The organism is Rhizobium sp. rho-13.1, assembly GCF_007000305.1.
Classification (GTDB): domain Bacteria; phylum Pseudomonadota; class Alphaproteobacteria; order Rhizobiales; family Rhizobiaceae; genus Rhizobium; species Rhizobium rhododendri.
Genome location: NZ_SCFL01000002.1, coordinates 763,861 through 787,149 on the forward strand (window position 1 = coordinate 763,861; position 23,289 = coordinate 787,149).

The window sequence follows — 23,289 nt, forward strand, 5'->3', positions numbered from 1 at the left end:
CCATCGAGACAACAGTCCGCAAGACCGATGCGACGAGCAGTCATAACTCCCGATGGGGTGTCCAGCCGGCAATGCACAGCGCCCGCAGTCGGTCGCCGTCATTTTCGAAATGGTCGCCGTCAAGGCTGCAGCGCGCCACGCGGTCGGCGCGGAAGCGTCCATTCTGGTAACGGGATGGTGTGCTCTCTGATAGTTAACGTTCGTGTCTGGCTCGGAGTCGATCTCACTGATTGTTGGGCTTTTAAGTGAGATGGAACTGTTTTCCCGCCGGACCGTTATCTGTCCGGCAGTTGACCTCTGCTTCAAAACAACCGGTTTCCCCTGACCGGTCGCAAAAGCCTCGCAGTAGCGGTACGCCGTTCTGGGAGGCTTTTTTTATGGTGCGGTGATCGATAAAGTTAGCTGGCCGTTCGAAGTCGCACTCGCGCGGCAAAGCGGAACCCACCACCGGAGGAACCCGATGTCTGATTTCACTGCGTCGCTCCGCGTTGGCGAACCCTATCCCGGCATTTTTGCCTATTACGACGGACGGATTGAGGGCAGGCGGCTTCATTCGGACAGGCCGAACTGGCTTGACGACGGGGCCTATTCGCTGGGGATTGCCTCCTATGCCATCCTCGATGGGGTCGAGGCGCTGGTCTACGACACCCACATGTCGCTGGCCCACGCCGCTGCGATCCGCGACCATCTGGAGGCGCTGGGTGCACGGTCGATCCGCGTCGTGCTCAGCCATTGGCACACCGACCATATCGCCGGTAACGCCGCGTTTGCCGATTGCGAGATCGTTGCACTGAAGGGTACTGCTGATGCGATGGCGGCCAATCGCGAAAAGCTGGAGAACGGCGATCCACCCATTGCGCCTGTGGTCATGCCCACCCGGCTTTTTGAGACGAAACTCGAGCTGGCGGTCGGCAAGCGTCGCATTGAACTTCACCATTTCGACATCCATAGCGCCGACGGCAATGTCCTCTGGTTGCCGGATGAGGGCATATTGCTCGCCGGTGATACGCTGGAAGACACGGTTACCTACATCTCCGAGCCGCAGAATATTGCCACCCACATCCGCGAACTCGAGCGCATGCGCAAATTGCCGATCAAGCGCATTCTCCCCAATCACGGAGCCTTGGAGCGCATCGCCGGCGGTGGCTACGAGCCCACGCTGATCGATGCTAACCGCAGATATCTCATCGCGATGAGCGACGTCGCGGCCGGGAAAATGGATCCGGATCATGATCTTGCAAGCTTTGTCGCGGATGACATCGCAACCGGCGCAATCCTGTACTTCGCGCCCTATGAATCAGTCCATGCCGAAAACATCGTAGCCGTCCTGTCGGGCAGCAAGCCGGAAAGGTGAGACCATTTATCCAATCGCCATCCGGCAACTGAAACTTGTCCCGTAATCATCCGTTCCTGTCGTGATCCTTGCGGATAAGAAATGAGAATATAAGTGTTTTCGTAACTATTCACGGATAGTGTTTTTGCATGAAAAATCATTGCGTTAAACCAAAAGAGGAAGGAAGGCTCGACTCCGAGCGGCTCAGGCTCGAAACGCTGGAGATGCTGGGTTTGCTGGATCCAGTGGCCGAACGTGACTTCGATGTGCTGGTCTCGATGGCGCGACGCACCCTCGGCTGCAGCGTCGCCCTGCTTTCTCTCGTCGGCTCCGATCGCCTGTTGTTCAAGGCGAGTGCCGGCGTACAGTTTACCGATACACCGCGCGAACATTCGTTCTGCTCGACTGCGGTCGCGCTGGAAGAGCCGTTGATCGTGCCGGATGCCAGTGTTGATCCGCGTTTCGCAGAACATCCGCTTGTGAAAGGTGCGCCTCACATTCGTTTTTATGCCGGCGTGCCGATACGCGCTAAAATCTCCTACGGCAGCGATGTGTCCGTGGCGATCGGCACCGTGTGCGTCGTCGACGAAAAGACGCGTGTCCTCAGTGCGGAAGAACTTGCTTCCATCGCAGATATTGCGCATCTGGTGGAATCGATCATCGATGCACGACTGACCGCACTTTTCACCGCGCAGATTGCCGATGAAAGCGAAGGCCTCGTCCGCAGTCTCTACCGCGAGCAAAGACAGCTCAAACAGGCCGAGCGCATGGCCAACATCGGCTCATGGCGGCTGGTTCTCGGCAAAAATCGGGCAGAGTGGTCCGATCAGGTTTTCGCCATTCACGAGTTGCCGGTGGGCCAGATGCCGCCGCTTGAAAAGGCATTGGATTTTTATCCGCCGCATGCCCGCGAAACCGTCTCTGCCGCCATCGAGCGGGCACTCCAGACAGGCGAACCCTTCGAAGTCGAGACCGACTTCATCACGGCAAAAGCCAATGCCCGCAGGGTGCGATGCCTCGGTGAAGTCGAGATCCGCGATGGCACGCCGGTGGCACTGATCGGCGTCTTTCAGGACGTCACGGCTCGATACCATATGGAGCAGTCGCTCCGCCGCATCGCCGGAACCGACGATCTGACCCAGCTGGCAAACAGGGCGCAATTCAACCTCGTTCTCGACGAGCGGCTGGATCATGCGCGGGCGCACAATGAAACTCTAGCACTGCTGCTGATCGACCTCGATGGTTTCAAGGCGATCAACGATCAATGCGGCCATCTTGCCGGAGACGACCTTCTGCGTCTCATCGGCGAGCGGCTAAAAGCACCGTATCTCTCCCGCTGCTTTGTCGCGCGGCTTGGCGGCGACGAGTTCGTCGTCGTCGTTTCGGACCCGGCCGATGTCGCCGACTTCGAAAACCTGCTCTCGCGTTTGCTTTCCGACCTGAGGCACACCGTCACCAAGGGGAAGGGGCTGCTGCACATCTCCGGCAGTATCGGGATATGCTGGCTGGACGACACGGTCACCAGCCGCAGCGATCTGGTGCAACGCGCCGACGTCGCCCTTTATGCTGCAAAACAGACCCAGCGCGGCACCGCCCAGGCACATGTCCCCGAGAAGTGGCAGGAGTCGCTGGGACTGTAGGATTTGCCTCGACGCTGCGTCGCCCGCGAAGGTAGATGATGGAGCGATGTCAGTGCACAGGACTGACGCGAAACAATCTTCACTGCCGGCATGGCTAGGCATTCGCCGCAAAAGCGTCGTTCAAATCGACCGACAAGGTACGCATGGTGGGCTGAGAGGTCGATGTCAAAAAAAGAACACCGCCGGCTGAGCCCGACAGTGTTCCAATGCTTCTGGCTCGTGCTTCTGGCTCGCCTTGGAGCAAGCCGGGCGCTTGTGCTCAGTACTGGTCGTCGTTGGATCGGTCAGACGAGCCGCTCATCTTTTCGATGATCTGCATCAGCGTATCCGAGCAGACCTTGGTCGGTTCGTCGTCCGCGCATTTGACATCGATCTTCGTCCGACCGTCCTCGATCCGGAAATGTGCGGCCTTCGACGGTGGCGGACGGTGGTGCCCGCTCATACCCATCTCGCGGCCCATCTCGCGAGGGCCGGGCGGCGGCGGCGGCGGCGCATCGCGACCTGGCATTGGCGGTGGTGGAGCATCGTTCGCGTCACTCATGACTTCCGGCACTGCGGAATGCGGCGGTGGCGCCATTTTTTCCTGTGCTGCCGGAGGGACAGGCGGCGCCGGCTGCGGCGAAGCCGTCTGGGCAAAGGCCGATGTCGTCAATGCGGCGATGGCTAATCCGGTCACTATAATGGACTTCATTGGGTTTTCCTCGTGCGTTGATAGCACCAGTTAACCCGGCGGACGCCGTTTCGTTCGAGCGGGATCGAGATTTAGTCGGGAGGCGGACGGTTTGTCGCTGCGGACTGCGTCTGGCGACGCTGTAGGATCGCTATTCAGATTATTGATGAAAGCATTTTGGTGGCGCGATGGATTTCCTCGGTCGTGGAAAATAACATTGCGGCTCCTACCGCGCTGGCCTCGTACTGAACGGTGTCCATATGCCTCTTCTCGATGCGAATGCAATCAATCCCATCACTCTGCCTGACGGAACTTTGTATCGCGATACTGTCTATCTTAAAAACGTTGTCAGCCATCCGCGCATGGAGATCGGCGAGTACAGCTATTTTACGCACTCCGGCAAGCCTGAAGACACTGCCGAAATACTTGCTCCCTACCTCGGGCATAGCGTCCGCGAGAAGCTGATCATCGGCAAGTTTGTCCAGATCGCGAGAGGTGCCTATTTTATCACCAGTTCAGCCAACCATCCGATGGCGGGCCTCACAACCTATCCATTCCGTATCTTTAGCCCCGAGACCTTCGGATACAAAGATCTGCCGGTGAAGGATACCGTTGTCGGGCATGACGTATGGATCGGCCATAATGCTGCTATCATGCCGGGTGTGCACATCGGCGCTGGAGCGATCATCGCTGCTGCGTCCGTGGTCGTTCGAGACGTTCCACCTTACGCCGTTGTAGGAGGAAACCCTGCCGCGGTCATTCGGATGCGATACCCCGAAGAAGTCATCAGCGCGCTTCTGGATATTGCGTGGTGGGATTGGCCGGTCGAAAAAATCGAAGCGAACTTGGTCGCGCTCGAAAATGGCGACCTCGATGCTCTAAAAACTGCTTGAGAATGAGATAAGCGCAGTTTGCGGGGACCGCATCCTGTTATCTTCCTCGTGCCCGAAGCTGCTGCGACCATCTTTTATACCGCATCGCAACATTCTGCCGTATTTGTCGCCTTTCAATTCTTCGGGGATCGATTACGATTGGCCTTTGAGGGGCGTGCGCAATGGTCAAGTGGGTTTACACATTCGGCGACGGCAAGGCGGAAGGCCGGGCCGGCGATCCCGAGCTTCTGGGCGGCAAGGGTGCCAATCTGGCGGAAATGTGCAACCTCGGCCTGCCTGTGCCGCCGGGGCTCACCATCATTGCCGATGCCTGCTGCCTGTACCTCGGCAATGGCCGCAATTTTCCTGACGAGATGAAGCGCGAGGTCATGGCGGGCCTTGCACAGATGGAGGCGATTGCCGGGCGACGGTTTGGCGGCGCCGAGCGTCCGCTGCTGGTGTCGGTGCGCTCCGGTGCCCGCGCCTCCATGCCAGGCATGATGGATACCGTGCTCAATCTCGGCCTCAACGACGAGGCAGTCGAGGCGCTGGCAATCGATTCCAGCGATCCGCGCTTTGCCTGGGACAGCTATCGCCGCTTCATCCAGATGTATGCCGATGTCGTCATGGGCATCGACAATGAGGTTTTCGAGGAAATCCTCGAGGACGAGAAGGGCCGGCTCGGTCACGAATTCGATACCGATCTGACAGCCGGCGAGTGGCAGGCGGTGGTCGTCCGCTACAAGGCCGTCATCGAGGAGGATTTCGGCAAGACCTTTCCGCAGAATCCGCATGACCAGCTCTGGGGTGCGGTCGGCGCCGTCTTTGCCAGCTGGATGAACCCGCGCGCCGCCACCTATCGGCTGCTGCACAATATTCCGGAAGCCTGGGGCACCGCCGTCACCATCCAGGCGATGGTGTTCGGCAATCTCGGCGACGAATCGGCAACCGGCGTCGCCTTCACGCGCAATCCGTCCACCGGCGACAAGGAGCTCTACGGCGAATTCCTGGTCAAGGCGCAAGGCGAGGATGTGGTCGCCGGCATCCGCACGCCGCAGAGCCTCACCGAGGCTGGCCGCATCGCCTCCGGCTCCGACCGCCCGTCGATGGAAAAGCTGATGCCGGCAGCCTTCGCCAGCTTCAGCCGCATCTGCGCCGAGCTCGAGGCTCATTACCGCGACATGCAGGACATCGAATTCACCGTCGAGCGCGGCAAGCTTTGGATGCTGCAGACCCGCGTCGCCAAGCGCACGACGCAGGCGGCGATGAAGGTCGCCGTCGATATGGTCGCGGAGGGCATCATCAGCGAGGACGAGGCCGTTATCCGCATCGATCCCTCGACGCTCGACCAGCTGTTGCATCCGACCATCGATCCGCGCGTCTATCGCGAAGTCATCGGCAACGGCCTGCCGGCATCGCCCGGCGCTGCCACCGGCGCTATCGTCTTTTCCGCCGATGAAGCGGTGGCTGCAAGGGCGGAAGGCCGCAAGGTCATCCTCGTGCGCGTCGAGACCAGCCCGGAAGATATCCACGGCATGCACGCGGCAGAGGGCATCCTCACCACGCGCGGCGGCATGACCAGCCATGCGGCCGTGGTGGCGCGGGGCATGGGAATCCCTTGCGTCGTCGGCGCCGGCAATCTCCGCCTCGATGTCCGCAACGAGCGGCTGATCGCCGCCGGCATGTCGTTCGGACGTGGCGACATCATCACCATCGACGGTTCGGCTGGTCACGTCGTCAAGGGCGCGGTGCCTATGACCCAGCCGGCTCTCTCTGGCGATTTCGCCCGCATCATGGCCTGGGCCGACGGAACACGTCGCATGACGGTGCGCACCAATGCCGACACGCCGGCCGATGCGCGCGCCGCACGGGCGTTCGGCGCCGAAGGCATAGGCCTTTGCCGCACCGAGCACATGTTCTTCGAGGGCGACCGGATCCATGTGATGCGCGAGATGATCCTTGCCGAAAACGAGGCCGGACGACGCACCGCCCTCGACAAGCTGCTGCCGATGCAGCGCTCGGATTTCACCGAGCTGTTCGCGATCATGCACGGTCTGCCCGTTACCATCCGCCTGCTCGATCCGCCGCTGCACGAATTCCTGCCGAAGACCGACGCCGAGATCGCCGAAGTCGCCGCCGCCATGAACATATCGCCGGTCTTCCTGCGCCAGCGGGTCGATGCGCTGCATGAATTCAACCCGATGCTCGGCCATCGCGGCTGCCGGCTGGCGATTTCCCACCCCGAAATCGTCGAGATGCAGGCCCGGGCTATCTTCGAGGCGGCGGTCGCAGCGGCGCGCGCGACCGGGGCTGCGGTGGTGCCGGAAATCATGGTGCCGCTGGTCGGTCTCAAGTCCGAGCTCGACTACGTCAAGGCGTGCATCGATGCGGTTGCCGCCGCAGTGATGGGCGAGGCGGGCATGAGCATCGACTATCTCGTCGGCACGATGATCGAATTGCCGCGCGCAGCCCTCAGGGCCCACGTCATCGCCGAGGCTGCCGAATTCTTCTCCTTCGGCACCAACGATCTTACCCAGACGACCTTCGGCATGTCGCGAGACGATGCCGCCGCCTTCATCCCCACCTATCAGCGCAAGGGGATCATCGAGCGCGACCCGTTCATCTCGCTGGATTTCGATGGGGTTGGCGAGCTGATCCAGATTGCCACGGAGCGCGGCCGGCGCACCCGGGGCGACATCAAGCTCGGCATCTGCGGCGAACATGGCGGCGATCCCGCCTCGATCCATTTTTGCGAATCGATCGATCTCGACTATGTCTCCTGCTCGCCATTTCGCGTGCCCATCGCAAGGCTTGCGGCCGCCCAGGCGACGATCAAGGGACGGAAGTGACGATGCGAGGCGTTTCGTTTACCAGAACCGTGCTCTAAACAGAGGCTCGATACTGTCCTTTCCGGCCGCCGATCCGATGAGCCCCCGATGACCATTCGTTTCGATCGACCTATCTCCGGTGCTGCAAAAGCGGCGCGACTGGTCGCCGCCTTCGCGCTGGTGCTGTGCATCCTGGCGTTGCTCGACCATCGCTTCGGGCCGTTGACCACGCCCTATCTCGCCCTTTTCCTGCTGGTGTCGGCAGCTCTTGCAGCCGTGGCAGTGCTTCTGGCTGTCATCGGCCTGGCGCAGCTCTGGAGAACCGGCGCGGTTGCCGGTGTCTCGTCGATGAAGGCGCTGGTCTATGCCGCCCTGCCGCTGGCGCTGCTTGGCCTTGCGACGCAACGATACGTCACCCGTCCGCAGCTTTTCGACGTGACCACCGACCTTGCCAATCCGCCGGCCTGGCTTGCCCAGCCGCGCGTCGATGCGCTCTGGCTTTCAAGGGACGCAAGGATCACGCCCGCCACCCGCGAGGCGCAGGGCGTAGCCTATCCGGAGCTGACGGGCCGGCGCTACGAGGGGGCGATGGACCGTGTGCTGCTGGCGGTGCGGAAAGTCGCGCGACAACGCGGCATCGCCTTCGTCAGGGCCGAAGGCACGGAGATCCGCGACCCCACCATCGACGACCTGCCGGTCAAGCCGCAGCGTGGCGGGCCGATTGTCATGGCGCCCGATATCGGCCCCATCCCGATGAAGCGGCCGGAGGGCGTGCTGGAAGGAGAGGACCCGATCGCCGCGCTGATACAGCGTGTCACCGACGTGACGCTGCAGGGCGAGACACGGACGAAAATCATCGGCCTGCCGCTCGACGTGGTCATCCGCCTGCACGAGGAGGCTGAGACGACGCTGGTCGATATCCGCATCGCATCGCGCTACGGCGCCCATGATCTGGGCGTCAGCGCCGGCGTGGCCGAGGCCTATCTGAAGGCGCTGGATGCGGAGCTTCTCGGCATCGCCGGTAACTAAGCGCTATGACAGGAACCGCGCCCGCTCCTGCGGCGTTGGCACATAGCAGCTTTCGAGGCGACCGGCGATATCGAGGCGGTGTCGGGCTATGAAGCCATAGAGCCTATCGCGCCATCCGCGTGGAACGATGCGCGCCACGCCGGCCAGCGACCACGGCAGGCCGAGCCCGGCCAGCACGCGCAGCGTCGCATCGGATTTCAGATAGGCACGACCGTTCTCGAGCAGCATGTTCGTCTCGTAATCGCGGGTCTCGAGGCCGTAATGCCTATAGAGCGCATCGCCGAGCGGCGTCTGCGCGGCGATGAACCGGTAGCGATCCCTGCGGTCCTGGTTGAGGACGAAGCGAACCCAGGCCGAACAGAACACACAATGGCCGTCGAAGACGATGATCGGCCGTCCGTCGTCGAAATCGGGAACGGCAGCATCGTCGCGATAGCTGAAGTCTCTTGTGCGCGCCATGGTCATCCTTTTTGTGCGGGCCAATATGTGTGAGCCTCAGGCGGCCGGGCGGTAGGTGCCGAGCAGGGACGGCGGGCCGTCGGTTGCGACCACTCCCTTCTCCACCAGATCTTCCAGATGCGCCAGCACGGAAAGCGCAGCGGCGCCATGCAGGCGAACATCGGTATCGCGGTAGATTGCCCGCACCATGTCGGAAATCAGCCGGTCGCCGGCCTTGATGCGCTCATGGATCGCCCTTTCGCGCATCCGCCGGTGCGTGCGCAGGCCGCGCATGAAAGAGGCCGGTTCTCGCACCGGCCCGCCATGGCCGGGAAAGAAGATCTTGTCGTCGCGCGACAGCAAGCGCTCGAGCGAAGCCATGTAATCGGCCATCGCCCCATCGGGCGGGGCTACCACGCTGGTGGCCCAGGCCATGACGTGATCGGCCGAAAACACGATGCCGGATCCTTCCAGCGCAAAGCAGGCATGGTTGGCACAGTGGCCGGGCGTCAAAAGCGCCGTCAGCGCAAAGCCGTCACCGAAAATCGTCTCGTCGTCGGCCACCGTGATATCGGGCACGAAATCCATGTCGGCACTCTCAGCGAAGGGATTGATTTCGCCCTCATGCAGCGGGCGTGCGGCCCAGTGCGGTCCCTGTCCGACGGTAAGCGCGCCCGTTTCCTGCTGCAGTCGCCGTGCCAGCGGCGAGTGGTCGCGGTGGGTATGGCTGACAAGGATATGGCTGACGGTGCGGCCGGCAAGCACCGCCATCAGCGTTTTGAAATGGGCAGCACTGTCCGGCCCGGGGTCGATGACCGCGACCGATGATCCGGCGCCGACGATATAGCTGTTGGTCCCATGAAAGGTGAAGGCGCTGGGATTTTCGACCGTCAGCCGCTCGACGCCGGGAGCCACAGGCACACCACGGCCATAGCCGGGATCGAAGGAGCGGTCGAAATCGGGGCTTGCCATGTCACTCTGCCAGTTTTCGCCCGGAGCAGGCCGAACGATCCATAGTACGTTTCCCCTCCCGCCCTAGCATAGCGCCCCCCGAACATCAGAAAAATATGCTGCCTTGCAAAACTTAGTGATTGTGACGGCGGCTCCGCTTTGCTAATCAGGCCTCGGTTCGGCGACACGGTCGCCCGACCATGCTGGGGCGTCGCCAAGCGGTAAGGCAACGGCCTTTGATGCCGTCATACCCTGGTTCGAATCCAGGCGCCCCAGCCAGAAAATTGAGACCCATTCTAGCGTAACACTAACGAACAGCAGGGTAGAGACTTGGAAGCCATCGCTCGATGACATCGAGTGGGAAGCCGAGGCGGACTTTGCCCTTGGGGCTATCGGATACCAGCATGCCCCGTTCAAGCAGGCCGGTCAGAACCGTACGCGCTTGTCTCTCCTGGTAGCCGGTGAGCGCCTGCGCCTGGGATCGGGAAAATTCTCCTGCCAGCACCGCTTCGCGCAGCAGCGGCCAACTACCCTTGGGCAGGCGCTGAATCTGCACTTCCTCGGCACACCAGACTTCGATCCGGTTCAGTAACTCTTCGGGCTGAAGCAATCCCTCCATGAAGGTCACCTGATCGACGCAGCACGAGAGGAAGAACGTGGTGAAATCGGTCAGGCCTGCCTGTGTAAGGTTACCTCGACCATCGAGGTCGCCGCGGCGTGGCTGATCCGCCCGCGCCAGCAGGCGTTTGTAGTCATCAACGTTTCGTGCAAGTCCGCGCGACACGGACCAGAGTTCCGAGCCTATTCCGAGGTCCCGCAGCAGCGCATGTGAAAACAAGCGGGTGACGCGACCGTTGCCGTCGAAGAAGGGATGAATCCAGGCGAGGCGATGATGGGATGCTCCGACGCCGATGATCTTCTGAAGCTTGGAAAGCATATTCATGGAATAGGCTTCGACAAAACGATGAAGCAATGGCGCGATCATCGCGGGTTCCGGCGCAATATGGTCGCCAACCCTGACATGCCGCGTCCGAAGCTCACCGGGGACCATTCTGATTTCCTCGCCGGTGTCAGGATTTGCGACGATCAGCAACTCGTCCGGCAGGCGACGGCAGAATTCGCCGTGAAGCCAGCAGATTCCCGCCACGGACAGGACCGGGAACGGCATGTCACCGTGGTCGATGAGCTGCTGGACCTCTATGTGCGCGCGTGCTTCGAGCTGCAGGTTTCTCTTTTCAGTCTCCGCCGCATACTCGCCGGCCATCGCACGATCGATATCGATTGGTAGCGTGTTATGTCCCTCGATGAGGTTCGAATAGTAGCAGTTCATCGAGCGAACCAAATCGCCAACCGATGCGCGCAAAACCGGATGCAGTCGCGCGGCAAAACGACTGGCTGCCGATGTCAGCTCGATTGCCAGGTCTTCCAGTTCCCGGTTGCTGTCAGGAAGCAACGGTTCCATGCTTGCAAGCGAAGCCATTTTGCCGCTTTCTTTTCCGATAAATAGATGATGTTTATCATAGCTATAGAAGGCAATGTCCGCAATCGTTTTGCCGATGTTATTGCCGCATCGGAATTTCCTGCTTTCGCCGCTCCGGGAGATGCGGCCAGTCCACTCCAGACTTCGTCTGTAACCCATCGCCATGCCCTCGGTCGTCACCAAACTCTTGTGTCCGCATCGCTCATCATGGCATGAGGAGATCTTTGTGCAGGAGGCGGGTTTATGATCGGAGCGCTGTTGGCGGCAAGGCGGTGGACGGCCTGGGTGTTGGTTGCTTGCCTTTTCGCAAGTGCGCCGGCCAGTGCCACGCCGGTGCTGGTTGTCGATACGGCAACACGCCAGGTCCTGTACCAGGAGGACGCAGGCGCGCCATGGTATCCGGCCTCGACGACCAAGCTGATGACGGCGCTGGTTGTTTTCGAAGCCCTGCGCGCCGGTCAGGTCAGCCTTACGACACCTGTGGTCATGACGCGCAATGCCACGAAGCAGGCTTTTCTCGAATCCGGCCTGACCCTTGGGCGAACGATGACGCTCGAGGACGCGCTGTTTGCGGCGCTCACGGCATCGGCCAACGATGTCGCCGTCGCCCTTTCCGAAGCGGTGGCGCCTGATGAGGCGTCGTTCGTCCAGCGCATGAACGCGGAGGCCGTGCGCCTCAAAATGACCGGCACCCACTTTTCCAGTCCCAACGGCCTGTTCGACCGGAAAAACTATACTACCGCACGCGATCTTGCGATCTTGGGAATGGAGATCGACCAGATGTTTCCCGAGTACCGGCGCTTCTTCGCAGCGACGGCTGTGACGATCGATGGCAAGGAGATCAAGTCCAACAATGCGTTGCTTACCAGCTTCAATGGCACGATCGGCATGAAGACCGGCTTCCTCTGTGCTTCAGGTCGAAACTATGTCGGGCTGGCCACGCGGAACGGGCGGCGTGTGATGGTGGTCCTTCTCGGCGCCACGACGGAGCGGGAGCGCAACGAACGGGCGGCGCTGTATCTGACGCAGGCCTTCGAGGGCCGGCTGTCTCCGTCAGGACCCGTCGACGATGTCCAAAATCGCACCGATATCGCACCGGAGGACATGCGTATCCGCCTCTGCACGGCCAAAGCAGCAGCCTATGAGACCAGTCGCGATGCGCTTTACCCGATGGGCTTGCCGGGCCAGGAGACCTATCTGCGCGACCAGATCCCCGGCCAGGTCCACGAGATCAGAACGTGGCCCACAGAAATCGTACCCGACGTGCCAGCCCCTTCGCGCCGTCCCTCGTGATCCGGAGGATTGGCCGGTTCTGAGAGGCCGCTTTGCGGTGATGTCAGCAATGCAAGGTGACGGGCTGGAGACCAGCCGTCCTCACTGCGGCCGCTTTACCGCATAGCGCAGATGCAATGCGCCGTGGCCGAGGGGTTCGCAGGAGATCAGCGAGAGCTCGGCTTTCCCCGTCAGGCCTTCCTCGCCGTAGGCGATGATGCGGTCGCTGCCTTCGCGTGCCTCAAGCGCCGGCGCAACGACGAAACTGAGTTCGTCCACCAGTCCGGCAGCCATCAGCGAGCCATTCACGGCAGCACCGCCTTCCAGCAAAATGCGGGTGATGCCGAGTTCGCGGCCGATGAGGTCGAGCATCGCGCCGATGTCCATTTCGGGCGTTTCCGACACGACATAGGAGACGCCGTCGGCGGTGAGTTCGGCCAGATGGCTGTCGGGCACGTCGCGTCCGAGCAGCACGACGACATGGTCTCCATAGAGCGCGTCGCTGGAAAAATGCAGCTTGCCGGAGCGGTCAAGCGCAATCGCGAAACTCGTGGCGGCGGTATTGGCGAAGTGATGCGGCCGCCTGACATCGAAGGGTGCCGCTGGCGGATGGGCGCCGGCCTTGGAAATCTCGGCCATCGTCACGCGCCCGACCATCCAGGCATTGGCATCGTGTGCCTTGTGGACCTTCTCATAAAGCGCCGACCAGTCGGAGCGGCTCCCATCCGGGCTTGTCGTCCAACGGCTCGGATGCAAGCTGCCATCCGGCGATGTGAGCATGAGGCAAATAACGCGAGGTCTCATCTGGCCAATCCTCTTTATCGAAAGTCTGTGGTGGACGCATATAGGCCGCCGCCCGGGATCGAAAAGATCCGCCAGCCTTGCCTGCTTCCGGACGCAATCAAAAATCTGTGGCGAACATAGTTACATAAACTGCCCGCGAAAGGACTCTTTCCGACAAAACCCCTGCCGCAATTCAGGGTCTCTATAGGGCAACTGAAACAGCCACGGAGAGAATCATGAATTCGCAGCAGCAGACCTGGTACAGGGCCGGCAGCGACATCGTCGCGCGGGCAGGATTTTCGCTCGCCATGTGCGGCGCCCTGGCGGCCGTCATCTATGTGACCCACCGTAACGGTTCGGAAGAGCTGGCCGCCGCACCGATGAACAATGCGCCGAGAGTTGCGATAGTGCTTCCCGGCGTCGTGGTAAACCCCGGTGTCTCCGTGGCGCAGGCGGCGATCGATGCCAGTCCGGCAGCAGCGCCCGTCGTCGCGAATATTCCGATCCCCACCTTCCGCGCCGTAGCAGCGGCGGATTCGGCTCCCCGGCATACGCCCGTCCCCGCCAAGCGGGCGGTGAGGGAGGCGGTCGTCGCCAGCGCCGGTACCGTCAGCTTCGAGAGCTGCCTGCCGGGCTGCGAAACGAAGGATCCGCTGATCGTCGGCCACGTCGCCGCGCCGCAGGTGCCCGCCGCATTCCCGCAAGAGGGGGACACGCTGGTGGAAACGGTCAGTTTTCAGGAGAGGGAGCCGGGTCTTCTCGGCAGGGCAATGGATGCGCCGAGCCTCGTCTACCGCACCGGCCGCAAGGCTTTGACGAGCCTGGTCGCTGCAGCCATGTAAACTCAGCGGCAATGCAGGGCAAATCACTGCCCTGCTGCATCACCGTCAGGCGAGCAGATCGCGGACCGTCGGTGCAACCCTGGTGCCGTAGAGTTCGATGCAGCGCATCAGCTTTTCGTGGGGAAGCGGGCCTGCGCTGTATTTGAGGTCGAAGCGGCTGACATCAAGCACCTTGATCGTTGCAGCGATCTTGCGCGCCACAGTCTCCGGCGAGCCGACATAGAGCGAGCCGTGGTCGATTTCCTGGCGGAACTCCGATGCCTCCATCGGCGGCCAGCCTCGTTCCGCACCGATCTGATCGCGCATGCGCTTGTAGTCCGGCCAGAATTCGGCCCGCGCCTGCTCGTCCGTGTCGGCGACATAGCCCGGCGAGTGCACGCCGATCGCTTGCATCGGCAGCTTCAGTTGGTCATAGACACGCTTCGAGAGGTCGACATAAGGCACGAAACGTTTCGGGTCGCCGCCAATGATCGCCAGCATCAGGGGAAGGTTGTGGCGTGCCGCGCGCACGACAGACTCAGGGCTTCCCCCGACACCGATCCATGTCCGCAACGACCCCGTCTCGATCGGCGGAAAGACCTGCTGGTTGGTCAGCGGCGGGCGGATAGTGCCCTTCCAGCTGACCGACTTCTGCGAGACCAGCGCTGCGAAAATCTCCAACTTTTCCTCGAACAGGGTTTCGTAGTCGCGCAGCGCAAAGCCGAAGAGCGGAAACGACTCGGTAAACGAACCGCGCCCGAGAATGACCTCCGCGCGCCCGTTCGAGAGTGCGTTGATGGACGAGAAGCGCTGGAACACCCGGATAGGGTCGTCGGAGGAAAGCACGGTGACCGCCGAGCCGAGCCGGATGCGCGTCGTGCGCACGGCCGCAGCAGCCAGCAGGATTTCGGGAGCGGACACGGCAAAGTCGGCGCGGTGATGCTCGCCGATTCCGATGAAGTCGATGCCCAGAGTGTCGGCCAGCACGGCCTCCTCGACGACATTGCGCAGCACCTGCGCATGGGTGAGCGGCACGCCGTCGGCAGACGAAGTGACGTCGCCGAAAGTATCAAGGCCAAGTTCGATCGATGTCATGGGCGTACTCTGATGGTTCTGGGGCAGGACGATAGGCTTGCCGGATAGCGTTCAGGGATGAAGGTGGGCATCGCGCCAGGGTTGTTCAAGCCGGCACGCTGGGGTGCCGCCCCGCACAGCCCGAAAATGCAAACAGGCGGCCTGGAGCCGCCTGCGCCATGTCCATCCTGTCGGCAGTGTACTAGCTGGCGGCGGCAGGAGGTGTCGGGATGAGCAGTTCGGCGCAATAAGATGGGCCGTTCACGCCGGGCATGTCGCCAACGATGCGGATCGAGCGGATAACGTAGTCCGACGAGGTGGTTATGTCAGCCTTGCAGCTGAGATTGACGGTGCGGGCTGGCTTGCCCGGCGCTCCATCGGCAGTCTTGGTCTCGACGCGGACCTTCTTGTACCCGCCACGCCAGTTGTAGACCCGGCCGCCGCCGTCGTCATGGTCGGAGATCGGAGGGCCGTAGGCGGCAAAGAACTTGCCGGCAGATCTGCCAGACCAATAGTCCTGAACGGGATTGGCCTTCATCATCGGAATGGTGGCAACGTTCGAAACGGTCGTGCATCCGGCGAGGGCCATCATCAGCCCTGCCGCAGAAAACATGCGGATGTTCATCGTATCGTCCTTGAGCTCGTTCTCGCGCATTGACTGTCGGAAAAGCCGCTGTCCCGCGCCGTTCCCGTCTGTCCCACCCACGGCTTTACCGTCAAAGTCGATAAAAGCAAATTATCATTAGCGGCCTTGTCACGAATTTGATGGGAGTGTTGCGCCAGATGCACGTCTGGCCTCTCGCAACCGGCGTGCGCGCCGCTGCGGGTGAGGGGTATCCCGGTCGCCAGCCCCGAGGCAACGCTATTGCGGTGTCCCGGGGGCAAGGTCTATCGGCTTGGCGCTATTTGACGGCGACCAGCGACGAAAGGATCGACGTCAGCTCCTTGTCGTGCTTGCTGCCGGAATCCTTCGATCCCCAGTAGGTGACGACAAGCAGCTTGCCGGGTACAGGCGACAGGAAGGCGAGTTCCACATCGACGGCACCATCATTGTCGGTGCCCTGCCAACCGAGCGTCGACATCTTCATGCCGTTGATGGTGTTGTCGCCCTCGTCCTTCTGGGTTGCAGGATCGATCTTGACGCCGCTCTTCGTCAGGAAATCGATCGCATCGCTGACGACCTTGTCGGAGGATTTCTCGTCTGCGACGTCGATCGAGAAGTAGACTGCAGAGTCGTCGGAGGTCGCATCGATGCCGGTCTCGGTTTCTTTCGGCGCCCAGCTATGGGGAATGGTAACGGACGCAATCGGTGCATCGCTCGGAAATTTCAGCGTTTCCGCCTGGGCAAGAAGCGGGAAGGCGAAAGCCATGGCGGAGGCGACGAGAAGCAATTTTTTCATGGGAAAATCCTTGGGGCGCGGTCGGCGTGTTATTATCGAGGCAAAGAGGCGACCACGGCTTTGCTCGTGATCAGCTTGCGGTAAATCCGGTGAAAAATCGACACAATGTTGAGTGGCAGGAGCGACCAAATTTGGGTTATTTTTCCAAACCAGAAAGCGGAAGTGGCCTGAAGCCCGAATAGTCGCAATCGCAAAGAGCGTCTCACGGCACCGGCGGCGCAAATCGCTGCTGATTGCCGTGAATGACGGAACGATCAGAAGCCAAGCCCGTTACGAGCCCAAAGCAATTCTCGGAGCACATCATGTCCAACCCCCACACTGAGACAGGCGGTCCGTACAAATCCGACCGGAATTTTGTGTCCGGCAGGCAGGCCGCGCAGACCCAATACGCCGAAGGCGGAAACGCCAGCTACGGCTCCATCAGGCAGGAAGAAGATGGCGAGGCGCTCCAGACGCAGAGCGCCGACACCCTCGTCATGCTGCAACTGGCCTCGTTCGAAGGCCGTGCCATGTAAGGCAAGACTGATCGCATCCCGACGTGTGTCCCGCGTCGCGAAACTCTTGCAGACCGTCCTAAAACGCTACTCTCGATTAGTCGGGACCGGCACACCTGCTGCAATATATGTTTCTCGCAGTTTGGTACTCCTGGTCGCCCATATCACGGGCGATCGTCCGGCATTGTTGACATGATGCGGATTGGCCCCACTTCTCAACAGCAGCGCTGCAATTTCGAATGCCTGCTCTGTTGCAATAGCCAAGCTCGCCTGCCTGCTTGCAGTCCATAGCGGTCCATTTCCGTAACAGTCTAGAACGTTGACCTCTGCGCCAGCAGCAAGCAGTTTCCTAACAATCGGAATGTGCCCATTCTGAGCGGCTACGTGTAAGGCTGTGAATCCGTCCTTATCGGCAGCGGAAACATCGTCAGTGCTACGTAGTTCATTTTCTAGCGCGACAAGATTCCCCTCGGCAGCATAGTGCCAAAGCGAACTCCGACCATACTCGTCGACATCTGACCGCCTATTTCGCCATGGCCATTGTGGCATCATACCTCCAAGAGATCATCGCGGAAATCTCACGGAGGGTACGAAAACTTGACTCTAGATTCCAGAGAATAAGGTTCCGTGATAGAATTTGCCATGGCATATCTCTCAGGATCAGATCGCGCTCAATTGTTGCTTCTGCCCGAAGCAATGGACGATTACGTGGAGCCGGATAACCCGGTCCGCTTCATCAAGGCTTTCGTGGATGGCCTCGATCTTGCTGCCGCAGGCTTTGTACAGGTGGCCGCGAAGGAGACCGGCCGTCTGGGTTATGATCCGGCCGACCTTTTGAAGCTCTACGTGTACGGCTATATCAACCGGGTGCGTTCGAGTCGGCGACTGGAGGCAGAAGGCAGAAGCCCATCGCAACATCGAGGTGATCTGGCTGCTGCGGCACGTGAAGCCGGACTTCCGCACCATCGCCTTTCCGCCGCGTGAACCGGTCGGCCTTCAAGCAGGTCTTCCGAGAGTTCGTCGTCCTGTGCGCCAGCTTGGTTTTTCGGGCGCGAACTCTTGGGGGTCGATAGCGCGCGGATCAAAGCGGTCAACAACAAGGATCGCAACTTCACCCGTGGAGCGTTGACCAAGTTCATCCGCGAGGCCGACGAGAAGCTGGCCGAATACATCACCGCAGAAATCGGGTCCCGGCAGAGGGTCGTTTAATCTTGAATCCCGATATATCGAGATCTATATCGGGAACATGGACAACAAATCTCACGACGGCGGTCGCCATCACGGGCACCACAGCAAGCATCACCGACATCACGGGGGCAGGGAGGGCAAACGTCCTTTCGATTACGGGGAGCTGCGCCTCCTCCTTCTCACGATGATTGCCGACAATCCCTCGCATGGCTATGACCTCATGAAAGCTATCGAGGAGCGCATGGGCGGCAGCTATTCGCCGAGCCCGGGCGTAATCTATCCGACCCTCGCATGGCTTGAGGACATGGGTTACGCCACCATCGACATCGACCAGCCTGGCCGGAAGCGATATCGCATCACCTCCGAAGGCGAGGCATTTCTCATCGCCAACAGAGCGTCCGCAGACGACCTCGTCGCACGCGTCGGGACTGCGCGTGGCGATGGCGTCACGCTTGTCTCTGCGGCGATCATTCGAGCCATGGAAAACGTCAAGCTGGCTCTGCGACTTCGGCTTCGCGGTCCGCTGGAAGACCATTCGGCTGAAATTATCGCCAGCGCGCTGGATGCCGCGGCGAAAACGATCGAACGCTCTTGAGAGCGCCGTCAAAGGTGACGTCTCGTCCTGGCGAAGCTGCCGGTTTGAAAGCGTCTGAACCCGCCGGCCCCGCTGGCGGACCGGGATCATCCGGCAGCCGCCTCCGCGACAAGCTGGGCAATCTGCGGCTTCTTGCGCGGCTTGTCGCCCAAATCTGGAGAACGAGCCGATGGCTGACGCTTGCCAGCATGTGCTTGAGGCTCGTGCGCGCCCTCCAGCCGGTCCTCGCCCTCTTTGTCGGCAAGCTCATCATTGACGAAGTGGTGCGCCTGGCCGCAACCCATTCCGCCTCATCAAGTCTCTCGGAGTGGTGGGCCAGCGGGCGGCTGAACGTCATTCTTCCGCTGCTGGCGCTGGAATTCGCACTTGTTTTCGCTCTCGACCTGCTGACGCGGGCAACGACGCTGGTCGATTCTATCCTCGGCGAGCGTCATTCCAATACGGTGAGCGTCGAGCTGATGCAGCATGCTGCAAAGCTCGACCTGCGTCACTTCGAAAGCCCGGAATATCAGGATAGGCTGGAGCGCGCCCGACGGCAGGCGGCCGGTCGCAATGCGTTGTTGCCGCAGATGTTCGGGCAGGCCCAGGACATGATTACCGTCGCCACGCTGGCCGCCGGGCTGGTGGCCTATGCACCGTGGCTCATTCTGCTGCTGGCGCTATCCTTCGTTCCGGCCGTCTGGGGAGAAACGCGCTTCAACATCAGGTCTTACGACCTCACGCGCGGCCGGACACCGGAGCGTCGGCAGCTCGAATACATTCGTTTCATCGGTGCCAGCGCCGGCACCGCGAAGGAGATGAAGCTCTTCGGCCTCGGGACGTACCTCGTCGACCGTTTCAAATCGCTGTCCGAGACGATATTTGCAGAAACACGAACGCTATCGATTCACCGGGCGATCTGGGGATCACTGCTCGCCGCGATCAGCACCCTGACCTACTACGGGGCCTACGCCTATATCGTCTGGCAGACCATCGTTGGTGTATTTTCGATCGGTGACCTCGCATTTCTCGCCGGAGCGTTCCTGCGGCTCAATGGCCTTTTCCAGAAGATACTCCTCGGGTTCACGCAGATCGCCGGGCAATCGCTGTATCTCGACGATCTCTTTTCGTTTTTTGAAATCAAGCCGACGATCAGTTCACCTGTCGATCCAAAACCCTTTCCTCAGCCGATACGCGATGGCATCGTTTTCGACGACGTCGGGTTTCGATATCCGGATACCGACATATGGGCCGTCCGGGGCCTCAGCTTCACATTACGTGGCGGCGAGACCCTTGCGCTGGTCGGCGAGAACGGAGCTGGCAAGACGACGATCGTCAAGCTTCTGACGCGCCTCTACGATCCCGACGAAGGTCGGATCACCGTCGATGGCGTAGATCTTCGGCAAATGGACATCGCCGAGATCCACGCCCATGTCGGGGTCATCTTCCAGGATTTCACGCGCTACAGCTTCACTGCCGCAGACAACATCGGTGTCGGACGCATCGAGGCGCGGACCGACATGGAGAGGATCGAGGGCGCCGCCGAACTGAGCCTTGCCGACGCCGTCATCAGCAAGTTGCCGCTCAAATACGAACAGCCGCTCGGGCGTCTGTTCAACAAGGGGCGCGATCTCTCCGGTGGCGAATGGCAGAAGCTCGCTATCGCGCGAGCCTATATGCGGAATGCCGAGCTGGTGATCCTCGATGAGCCGACAGCGGCCTTGGATGCCAAATCGGAGGCGGAGGTTTTTTCCCGGTTCAAGAGCCTGGCCGAAAATACGACGGCGGTTCTCATTTCGCATCGCTTCTCGACCGTCCGGATGGCGGATCGCATCCTTATCCTCGAAAACGGCAGCATTCTGGAGAGCGGAACCCACACCGAGCTGCTCCAGCAAGGCGGGCGGTATGCGCAGCTCTTCGAACTTCAGGCGGCTGGATACCGTTAAACCGGCGAGTGCAGGATTGCTCCGGTTTCGATCCATGCCCTGCTGTCAGCGCTATAGTCGCCGGCCCGGACTGTCTTTCGCATCGCCTTGCGCTATGTTGCCCTCTTGCGCATCGCGGGAGGAGCTACGCCATGGAATACCGCCGTCTCGGAAAATCAGGGTTGAAGGTCAGCGAGTTCTCGTTTGGATCGTGGGTCACGTTCGGCAAGCAGGTCGATGGCAGCGATGCCGTCAGCATGATGGCGCACGCCTATGACAACGGGGTCAATTTCTTCGACAACGCCGAAGGTTACGAGAGCGGAAAGTCCGAACTCGTCATGGGCGAGGCCCTCAAAACACTCGGCTGGAGCCGCGACAGCTTCATCGTTTCCAGCAAGGTGTTCTGGGGCGGCCAGAAGCCGACGCAGCGCGGTCTTTCGCGAAAGCATGTGACCGACGCTGCCCATGCGGCCCTGAAGCGTTTGCAGGTGGACTATCTCGATCTGTATTTCTGCCACCGCCCGGACATCGATACACCGATCGAGGAAACGGTTCGCGCCATGCACGATCTCGTGGCTCAAGGGAAGATTCTCTATTGGGGCACATCCGAATGGTCTGCCCAACAGTTGACGGAGGCCTATGCCGTGGCCCGCGACCTGCGCATCACGCCGCCGACGATGGAGCAGCCGCAGTATAACCTGTTCGAGCGTCAGAAGGTCGAAGCCGACTATCTGCCCCTCTACGATCTGATGGGACTGGGCACGACCATCTGGTCGCCGCTGGCTTCCGGCGTTTTGACCGGGAAATACAACAAGGGCATTCCCAACGACGGGCGCATGAACCTGCCGGGCTATGAGTGGCTGAAGGAAAAATGGTCGAGCGAAGCCGGTCGCGCCCAGCTTGCGAGAGTCTCCGAGTTGGCCGACCTTGCCGACGAAATCGGAATCTCCATCACCCATCTGTCGCTTCTGTGGTGCCTGTCGAACCGCAATGTTTCGACCGTGATCCTGGGCGCATCGCGCCTGAGCCAGCTGGAGGACAATCTTGCGGCGCTCAGCCATAAGGACAAGCTCACCGCTGATGTCCTGGAGCGCATTGAGGCCATCTTCGGAAACAAACCCGCCGCGCCGCAGCGGTTCTGAGTGGAAAAAGCCGGACAGGGGCTCGTGGGCGGGAAAATCAGCAATGATTTCTACCGCCCGGGCGTCGAACCGTTTCCGAACCGCATTTAAAAATAGATTTCCATCGGTTGGTTTCCCAACTAAAGGCGGCTTGCGCGTCCCGATCTATTTCACTGGAAAACCTCTGATCCATGTTCAACATCATTCTCGGACTGCCATGGCTTCTGGTCGTGGTGCGCTTTATCGAACCGTTGCCATGGCCATGGTCGATAAAATTGCTCCTCGCCGCCGTCCTGCTGATTGCGTCGCAATTCCTCCTGTTCTGCCGTCTTTCGTCGGGATCGGTTTTCTCGCCGGAGTTTCCGAGGCCGCTCATCATCGCCTTCAACGTGATCTTCGGGGCGACAGTCCTGCTTGCGGTATTCCAGATCGGCCTCGACCTGGTCTCGATTGTCCTCTGGCCGATAAAGGGTGCGTTTCCAGTCGTTCGTCCTGAGTTGCGCTATGGAATGGGGATTTTTGCGCTTTGCCTCGCTATGTTTGGCGTGAGCCAAGCCATCCGCGTTCCAGCGCTCAGGGATATCGAAATTCCGGTATCCGGTCTTCCCGCCGCCTTTGATGGATATCGCCTCCTGCAGTTGACCGATCTCCATATCAGCAGGTTGTTTCCCGGGCGCTGGGCAGACGCGGTGGTGTCGAAGGCGAACGCTCTCGATGTGGACCTGATCGTGATGACGGGTGATCTGATCGACGGCGATGTCGAGCACCGACGTCTCGATGTCCAGCCGATTGCGAAACTGCGGGCGCGGGACGGCGTCTTGGCCATTCCCGGCAACCACGAGTACTTCTTCGACTACAAGGAATGGATGCGCGAATACCGGATGCTGGGACTTCAGCCGCTTTTGAACCAGCATGTCGTCATCGAGCGCGACGGGGCGAAGATCGTCGTAGCAGGCGTAACCGACCGCTCCGCCGAACATTCAGGCAATGTTGGGCCGGACTTGCGTGCGGCCATTTTCGGCGCTCCCGAAGGGGCTCCGATTATCCTGCTCGATCACCAGCCGATGGGAGCCGCAAGCGCCGCCAGGGCAGGGGTCTCGCTTCAGCTTTCCGGCCACACCCATGGCGGAATGGTCGTCGGGCTTTCCAGCCTTGTGGCGAGGGGCAATAACGGGTTCGTTTCGGGCCTTTACAAGGTGGAAGGCATGCATCTCTATGTGAACAACGGCACGGGGCTTTGGCCGGGTTTTGCCCTGCGTTTGGGAAAGCCGGCGGAACTCACCCGCATAACTCTCCGGTCCGCGTAGAGAACCGGCAGTTCAGCACAGTTAGGTCAGTTAATGGCGCTTACGCTGCTGTCGGGCGCAGTATCCGGTCGATCGTCCTGGGGCAGGCC

The 23,289-nt window shown here is 60.8% G+C and carries 22 protein-coding genes and 1 tRNA gene; 15 read left to right on the top strand and 8 right to left on the bottom strand.

All coding sequences use genetic code 11. The features are described from left to right. The first annotated feature begins 460 nt into the window (after nt 1-460). Entirely contained in the window at nt 461-1,354 is an 894-nt protein-coding gene (locus EQW76_RS10135; RefSeq protein ID WP_142824238.1) for an MBL fold metallo-hydrolase, read from the top strand. Nucleotides 1,355-1,482: 128 nt separating this feature from the next. After that, complete coding sequence (locus EQW76_RS10140) at nt 1,483-2,973, top strand: diguanylate cyclase (protein ID WP_142824239.1); 1,491 nt, start codon at nt 1,483-1,485, stop codon at nt 2,971-2,973. Nucleotides 2,974-3,232: 259 nt separating this feature from the next. Here the strand turns inward: EQW76_RS10140 and EQW76_RS10145 are convergent, their stop codons facing one another. Next, nucleotides 3,233-3,664, bottom strand: coding sequence for a hypothetical protein (locus EQW76_RS10145; RefSeq protein ID WP_142824240.1), 432 nt, complete (start codon nt 3,662-3,664; stop codon nt 3,233-3,235). Nucleotides 3,665-3,903: 239 nt separating this feature from the next. Between EQW76_RS10145 and EQW76_RS10150 the strand changes: the two genes are divergently transcribed. The 3 genes from EQW76_RS10150 to EQW76_RS10160 all read left to right on the top strand — a co-directional run bounded on the left by EQW76_RS10150 (nt 3,904) and on the right by EQW76_RS10160 (nt 8,372). Further along, on the top strand, nt 3,904-4,536 hold the full coding sequence (locus EQW76_RS10150; RefSeq protein WP_142824241.1) for a CatB-related O-acetyltransferase: 633 nt from the start codon (nt 3,904-3,906) through the stop codon (nt 4,534-4,536). A gap of 161 nt (nt 4,537-4,697) precedes the next feature. Continuing rightward, nucleotides 4,698-7,364 (top strand): pyruvate, phosphate dikinase, encoded by a 2,667-nt coding sequence (ppdK, locus tag EQW76_RS10155; RefSeq protein ID WP_142824242.1) that lies wholly within the window; start codon nt 4,698-4,700, stop codon nt 7,362-7,364. Between the two features lie 87 nt (nt 7,365-7,451). After that, a complete protein-coding gene (locus EQW76_RS10160) occupies nt 7,452-8,372 on the top strand; it encodes a DUF1499 domain-containing protein (protein WP_142824243.1) in 921 nt (306 codons plus the stop codon). A gap of 3 nt (nt 8,373-8,375) precedes the next feature. Here EQW76_RS10160 and EQW76_RS10165 read toward each other — a convergent pair whose 3' ends face one another. Together EQW76_RS10165 and EQW76_RS10170 are read right to left on the bottom strand one after the other, a co-directional pair. After that, nucleotides 8,376-8,837 (bottom strand): DCC1-like thiol-disulfide oxidoreductase family protein, encoded by a 462-nt coding sequence (locus EQW76_RS10165; RefSeq protein WP_142824472.1) that lies wholly within the window; start codon nt 8,835-8,837, stop codon nt 8,376-8,378. A 30-nt stretch (nt 8,838-8,867) separates the two neighbouring features. Beyond that, entirely contained in the window at nt 8,868-9,782 is a 915-nt protein-coding gene (locus tag EQW76_RS10170; RefSeq protein ID WP_142824244.1) for an MBL fold metallo-hydrolase, read from the bottom strand. A gap of 183 nt (nt 9,783-9,965) precedes the next feature. Here EQW76_RS10170 and EQW76_RS10175 point away from each other — a divergent pair. Beyond that, nucleotides 9,966-10,040: transfer RNA gene (locus tag EQW76_RS10175), tRNA-Gln, on the top strand. 28 nt (nt 10,041-10,068) lie between these two features. Here EQW76_RS10175 and EQW76_RS10180 read toward each other — a convergent pair. Further along, complete coding sequence (locus EQW76_RS10180; protein WP_224128094.1) at nt 10,069-11,421, bottom strand: Fic family protein; 1,353 nt, start codon at nt 11,419-11,421, stop codon at nt 10,069-10,071. A gap of 63 nt (nt 11,422-11,484) precedes the next feature. On the opposite strand from EQW76_RS10180, the gene EQW76_RS29660 reads away from it, so the two are divergent. Continuing rightward, nucleotides 11,485-12,534 carry a D-alanyl-D-alanine carboxypeptidase family protein gene (locus EQW76_RS29660; protein WP_224128076.1) on the top strand — a complete coding sequence of 350 codons (1,050 nt, stop codon included), beginning with the start codon at nt 11,485-11,487 and terminating at the stop codon, nt 12,532-12,534. Between the two features lie 81 nt (nt 12,535-12,615). Here the strand turns inward: EQW76_RS29660 and EQW76_RS10190 are convergent, their stop codons facing one another. Beyond that, nucleotides 12,616-13,317, bottom strand: a complete 702-nt coding sequence (locus EQW76_RS10190; protein WP_142824245.1) for a RibD family protein — start codon at nt 13,315-13,317, stop codon at nt 12,616-12,618. A 215-nt stretch (nt 13,318-13,532) separates the two neighbouring features. On the opposite strand from EQW76_RS10190, the gene EQW76_RS10195 reads away from it, so the two are divergent. Continuing rightward, the gene (locus EQW76_RS10195; protein WP_142824246.1) at nt 13,533-14,138 is read left to right on the top strand and encodes a hypothetical protein; all 606 of its coding nucleotides are present in this window, start codon (nt 13,533-13,535) and stop codon (nt 14,136-14,138) included. Between the two features lie 45 nt (nt 14,139-14,183). Here the strand turns inward: EQW76_RS10195 and EQW76_RS10200 are convergent, their stop codons facing one another. The 3 genes from EQW76_RS10200 to EQW76_RS10210 all read right to left on the bottom strand — a co-directional run bounded on the left by EQW76_RS10200 (nt 14,184) and on the right by EQW76_RS10210 (nt 16,591). Then, nucleotides 14,184-15,212 carry an LLM class flavin-dependent oxidoreductase gene (locus tag EQW76_RS10200; protein WP_142824247.1) on the bottom strand — a complete coding sequence of 343 codons (1,029 nt, stop codon included), beginning with the start codon at nt 15,210-15,212 and terminating at the stop codon, nt 14,184-14,186. Nucleotides 15,213-15,393: 181 nt separating this feature from the next. Then, nucleotides 15,394-15,846 carry a hypothetical protein gene (locus tag EQW76_RS10205; RefSeq protein WP_224128074.1) on the bottom strand — a complete coding sequence of 151 codons (453 nt, stop codon included), beginning with the start codon at nt 15,844-15,846 and terminating at the stop codon, nt 15,394-15,396. Between the two features lie 247 nt (nt 15,847-16,093). Continuing rightward, the gene (locus EQW76_RS10210) at nt 16,094-16,591 is read right to left on the bottom strand and encodes a histidine kinase (RefSeq protein WP_142824248.1); all 498 of its coding nucleotides are present in this window, start codon (nt 16,589-16,591) and stop codon (nt 16,094-16,096) included. Between the two features lie 302 nt (nt 16,592-16,893). On the opposite strand from EQW76_RS10210, the gene EQW76_RS10215 reads away from it, so the two are divergent. The 7 genes from EQW76_RS10215 to EQW76_RS10245 all read left to right on the top strand — a co-directional run bounded on the left by EQW76_RS10215 (nt 16,894) and on the right by EQW76_RS10245 (nt 23,200). Then, a complete protein-coding gene (locus EQW76_RS10215) occupies nt 16,894-17,106 on the top strand; it encodes a hypothetical protein (protein ID WP_142824249.1) in 213 nt (70 codons plus the stop codon). A gap of 621 nt (nt 17,107-17,727) precedes the next feature. Next, on the top strand, nt 17,728-18,069 hold the full coding sequence (locus EQW76_RS29665) for a transposase (protein WP_224140283.1): 342 nt from the start codon (nt 17,728-17,730) through the stop codon (nt 18,067-18,069). Between the two features lie 75 nt (nt 18,070-18,144). After that, nucleotides 18,145-18,294 (top strand): hypothetical protein, encoded by a 150-nt coding sequence (locus tag EQW76_RS29670; protein ID WP_224128070.1) that lies wholly within the window; start codon nt 18,145-18,147, stop codon nt 18,292-18,294. A gap of 37 nt (nt 18,295-18,331) precedes the next feature. Continuing rightward, nucleotides 18,332-18,868: a PadR family transcriptional regulator gene (locus EQW76_RS10230; RefSeq protein ID WP_142824251.1), complete on the top strand. Its 537-nt coding sequence runs from the start codon at nt 18,332-18,334 to the stop codon at nt 18,866-18,868. A gap of 44 nt (nt 18,869-18,912) precedes the next feature. Beyond that, on the top strand, nt 18,913-20,793 hold the full coding sequence (locus tag EQW76_RS10235; protein WP_142824252.1) for an ABC transporter ATP-binding protein: 1,881 nt from the start codon (nt 18,913-18,915) through the stop codon (nt 20,791-20,793). A gap of 131 nt (nt 20,794-20,924) precedes the next feature. Further along, the gene (locus EQW76_RS10240) at nt 20,925-21,914 is read left to right on the top strand and encodes an aldo/keto reductase (protein WP_142824253.1); all 990 of its coding nucleotides are present in this window, start codon (nt 20,925-20,927) and stop codon (nt 21,912-21,914) included. Between the two features lie 170 nt (nt 21,915-22,084). After that, nucleotides 22,085-23,200, top strand: coding sequence for a metallophosphoesterase (locus EQW76_RS10245; RefSeq protein WP_142824254.1), 1,116 nt, complete (start codon nt 22,085-22,087; stop codon nt 23,198-23,200). The last annotated feature ends 89 nt before the right edge of the window (nt 23,201-23,289 follow it).

Coding starts and splice junctions, on each gene's coding strand:
- EQW76_RS29665 (WP_224140283.1), top strand. CDS start 17,728: ATGGCATATCTCTCAGGATCAGATCGCGCTCAATTGTTGCTTCTGCCC.
- EQW76_RS10150 (WP_142824241.1), top strand. CDS start 3,904: ATGCCTCTTCTCGATGCGAATGCAATCAATCCCATCACTCTGCCTGAC.
- EQW76_RS29660 (WP_224128076.1), top strand. CDS start 11,485: ATGATCGGAGCGCTGTTGGCGGCAAGGCGGTGGACGGCCTGGGTGTTG.
- EQW76_RS10145 (WP_142824240.1), bottom strand. CDS start 3,664: ATGAAGTCCATTATAGTGACCGGATTAGCCATCGCCGCATTGACGACA.
- EQW76_RS10230 (WP_142824251.1), top strand. CDS start 18,332: ATGGACAACAAATCTCACGACGGCGGTCGCCATCACGGGCACCACAGC.
- EQW76_RS10170 (WP_142824244.1), bottom strand. CDS start 9,782: ATGGCAAGCCCCGATTTCGACCGCTCCTTCGATCCCGGCTATGGCCGT.
- EQW76_RS10135 (WP_142824238.1), top strand. CDS start 461: ATGTCTGATTTCACTGCGTCGCTCCGCGTTGGCGAACCCTATCCCGGC.
- EQW76_RS10205 (WP_224128074.1), bottom strand. CDS start 15,846: ATGCGCGAGAACGAGCTCAAGGACGATACGATGAACATCCGCATGTTT.
- EQW76_RS10195 (WP_142824246.1), top strand. CDS start 13,533: ATGAATTCGCAGCAGCAGACCTGGTACAGGGCCGGCAGCGACATCGTC.
- EQW76_RS10210 (WP_142824248.1), bottom strand. CDS start 16,591: ATGAAAAAATTGCTTCTCGTCGCCTCCGCCATGGCTTTCGCCTTCCCG.
- EQW76_RS10140 (WP_142824239.1), top strand. CDS start 1,483: ATGAAAAATCATTGCGTTAAACCAAAAGAGGAAGGAAGGCTCGACTCC.
- EQW76_RS10165 (WP_142824472.1), bottom strand. CDS start 8,837: ATGACCATGGCGCGCACAAGAGACTTCAGCTATCGCGACGATGCTGCC.
- ppdK (WP_142824242.1), top strand. CDS start 4,698: ATGGTCAAGTGGGTTTACACATTCGGCGACGGCAAGGCGGAAGGCCGG.
- EQW76_RS10245 (WP_142824254.1), top strand. CDS start 22,085: ATGTTCAACATCATTCTCGGACTGCCATGGCTTCTGGTCGTGGTGCGC.
- EQW76_RS10160 (WP_142824243.1), top strand. CDS start 7,452: ATGACCATTCGTTTCGATCGACCTATCTCCGGTGCTGCAAAAGCGGCG.
- EQW76_RS10215 (WP_142824249.1), top strand. CDS start 16,894: ATGTCCAACCCCCACACTGAGACAGGCGGTCCGTACAAATCCGACCGG.
- EQW76_RS10240 (WP_142824253.1), top strand. CDS start 20,925: ATGGAATACCGCCGTCTCGGAAAATCAGGGTTGAAGGTCAGCGAGTTC.
- EQW76_RS10200 (WP_142824247.1), bottom strand. CDS start 15,212: ATGACATCGATCGAACTTGGCCTTGATACTTTCGGCGACGTCACTTCG.
- EQW76_RS10190 (WP_142824245.1), bottom strand. CDS start 13,317: ATGAGACCTCGCGTTATTTGCCTCATGCTCACATCGCCGGATGGCAGC.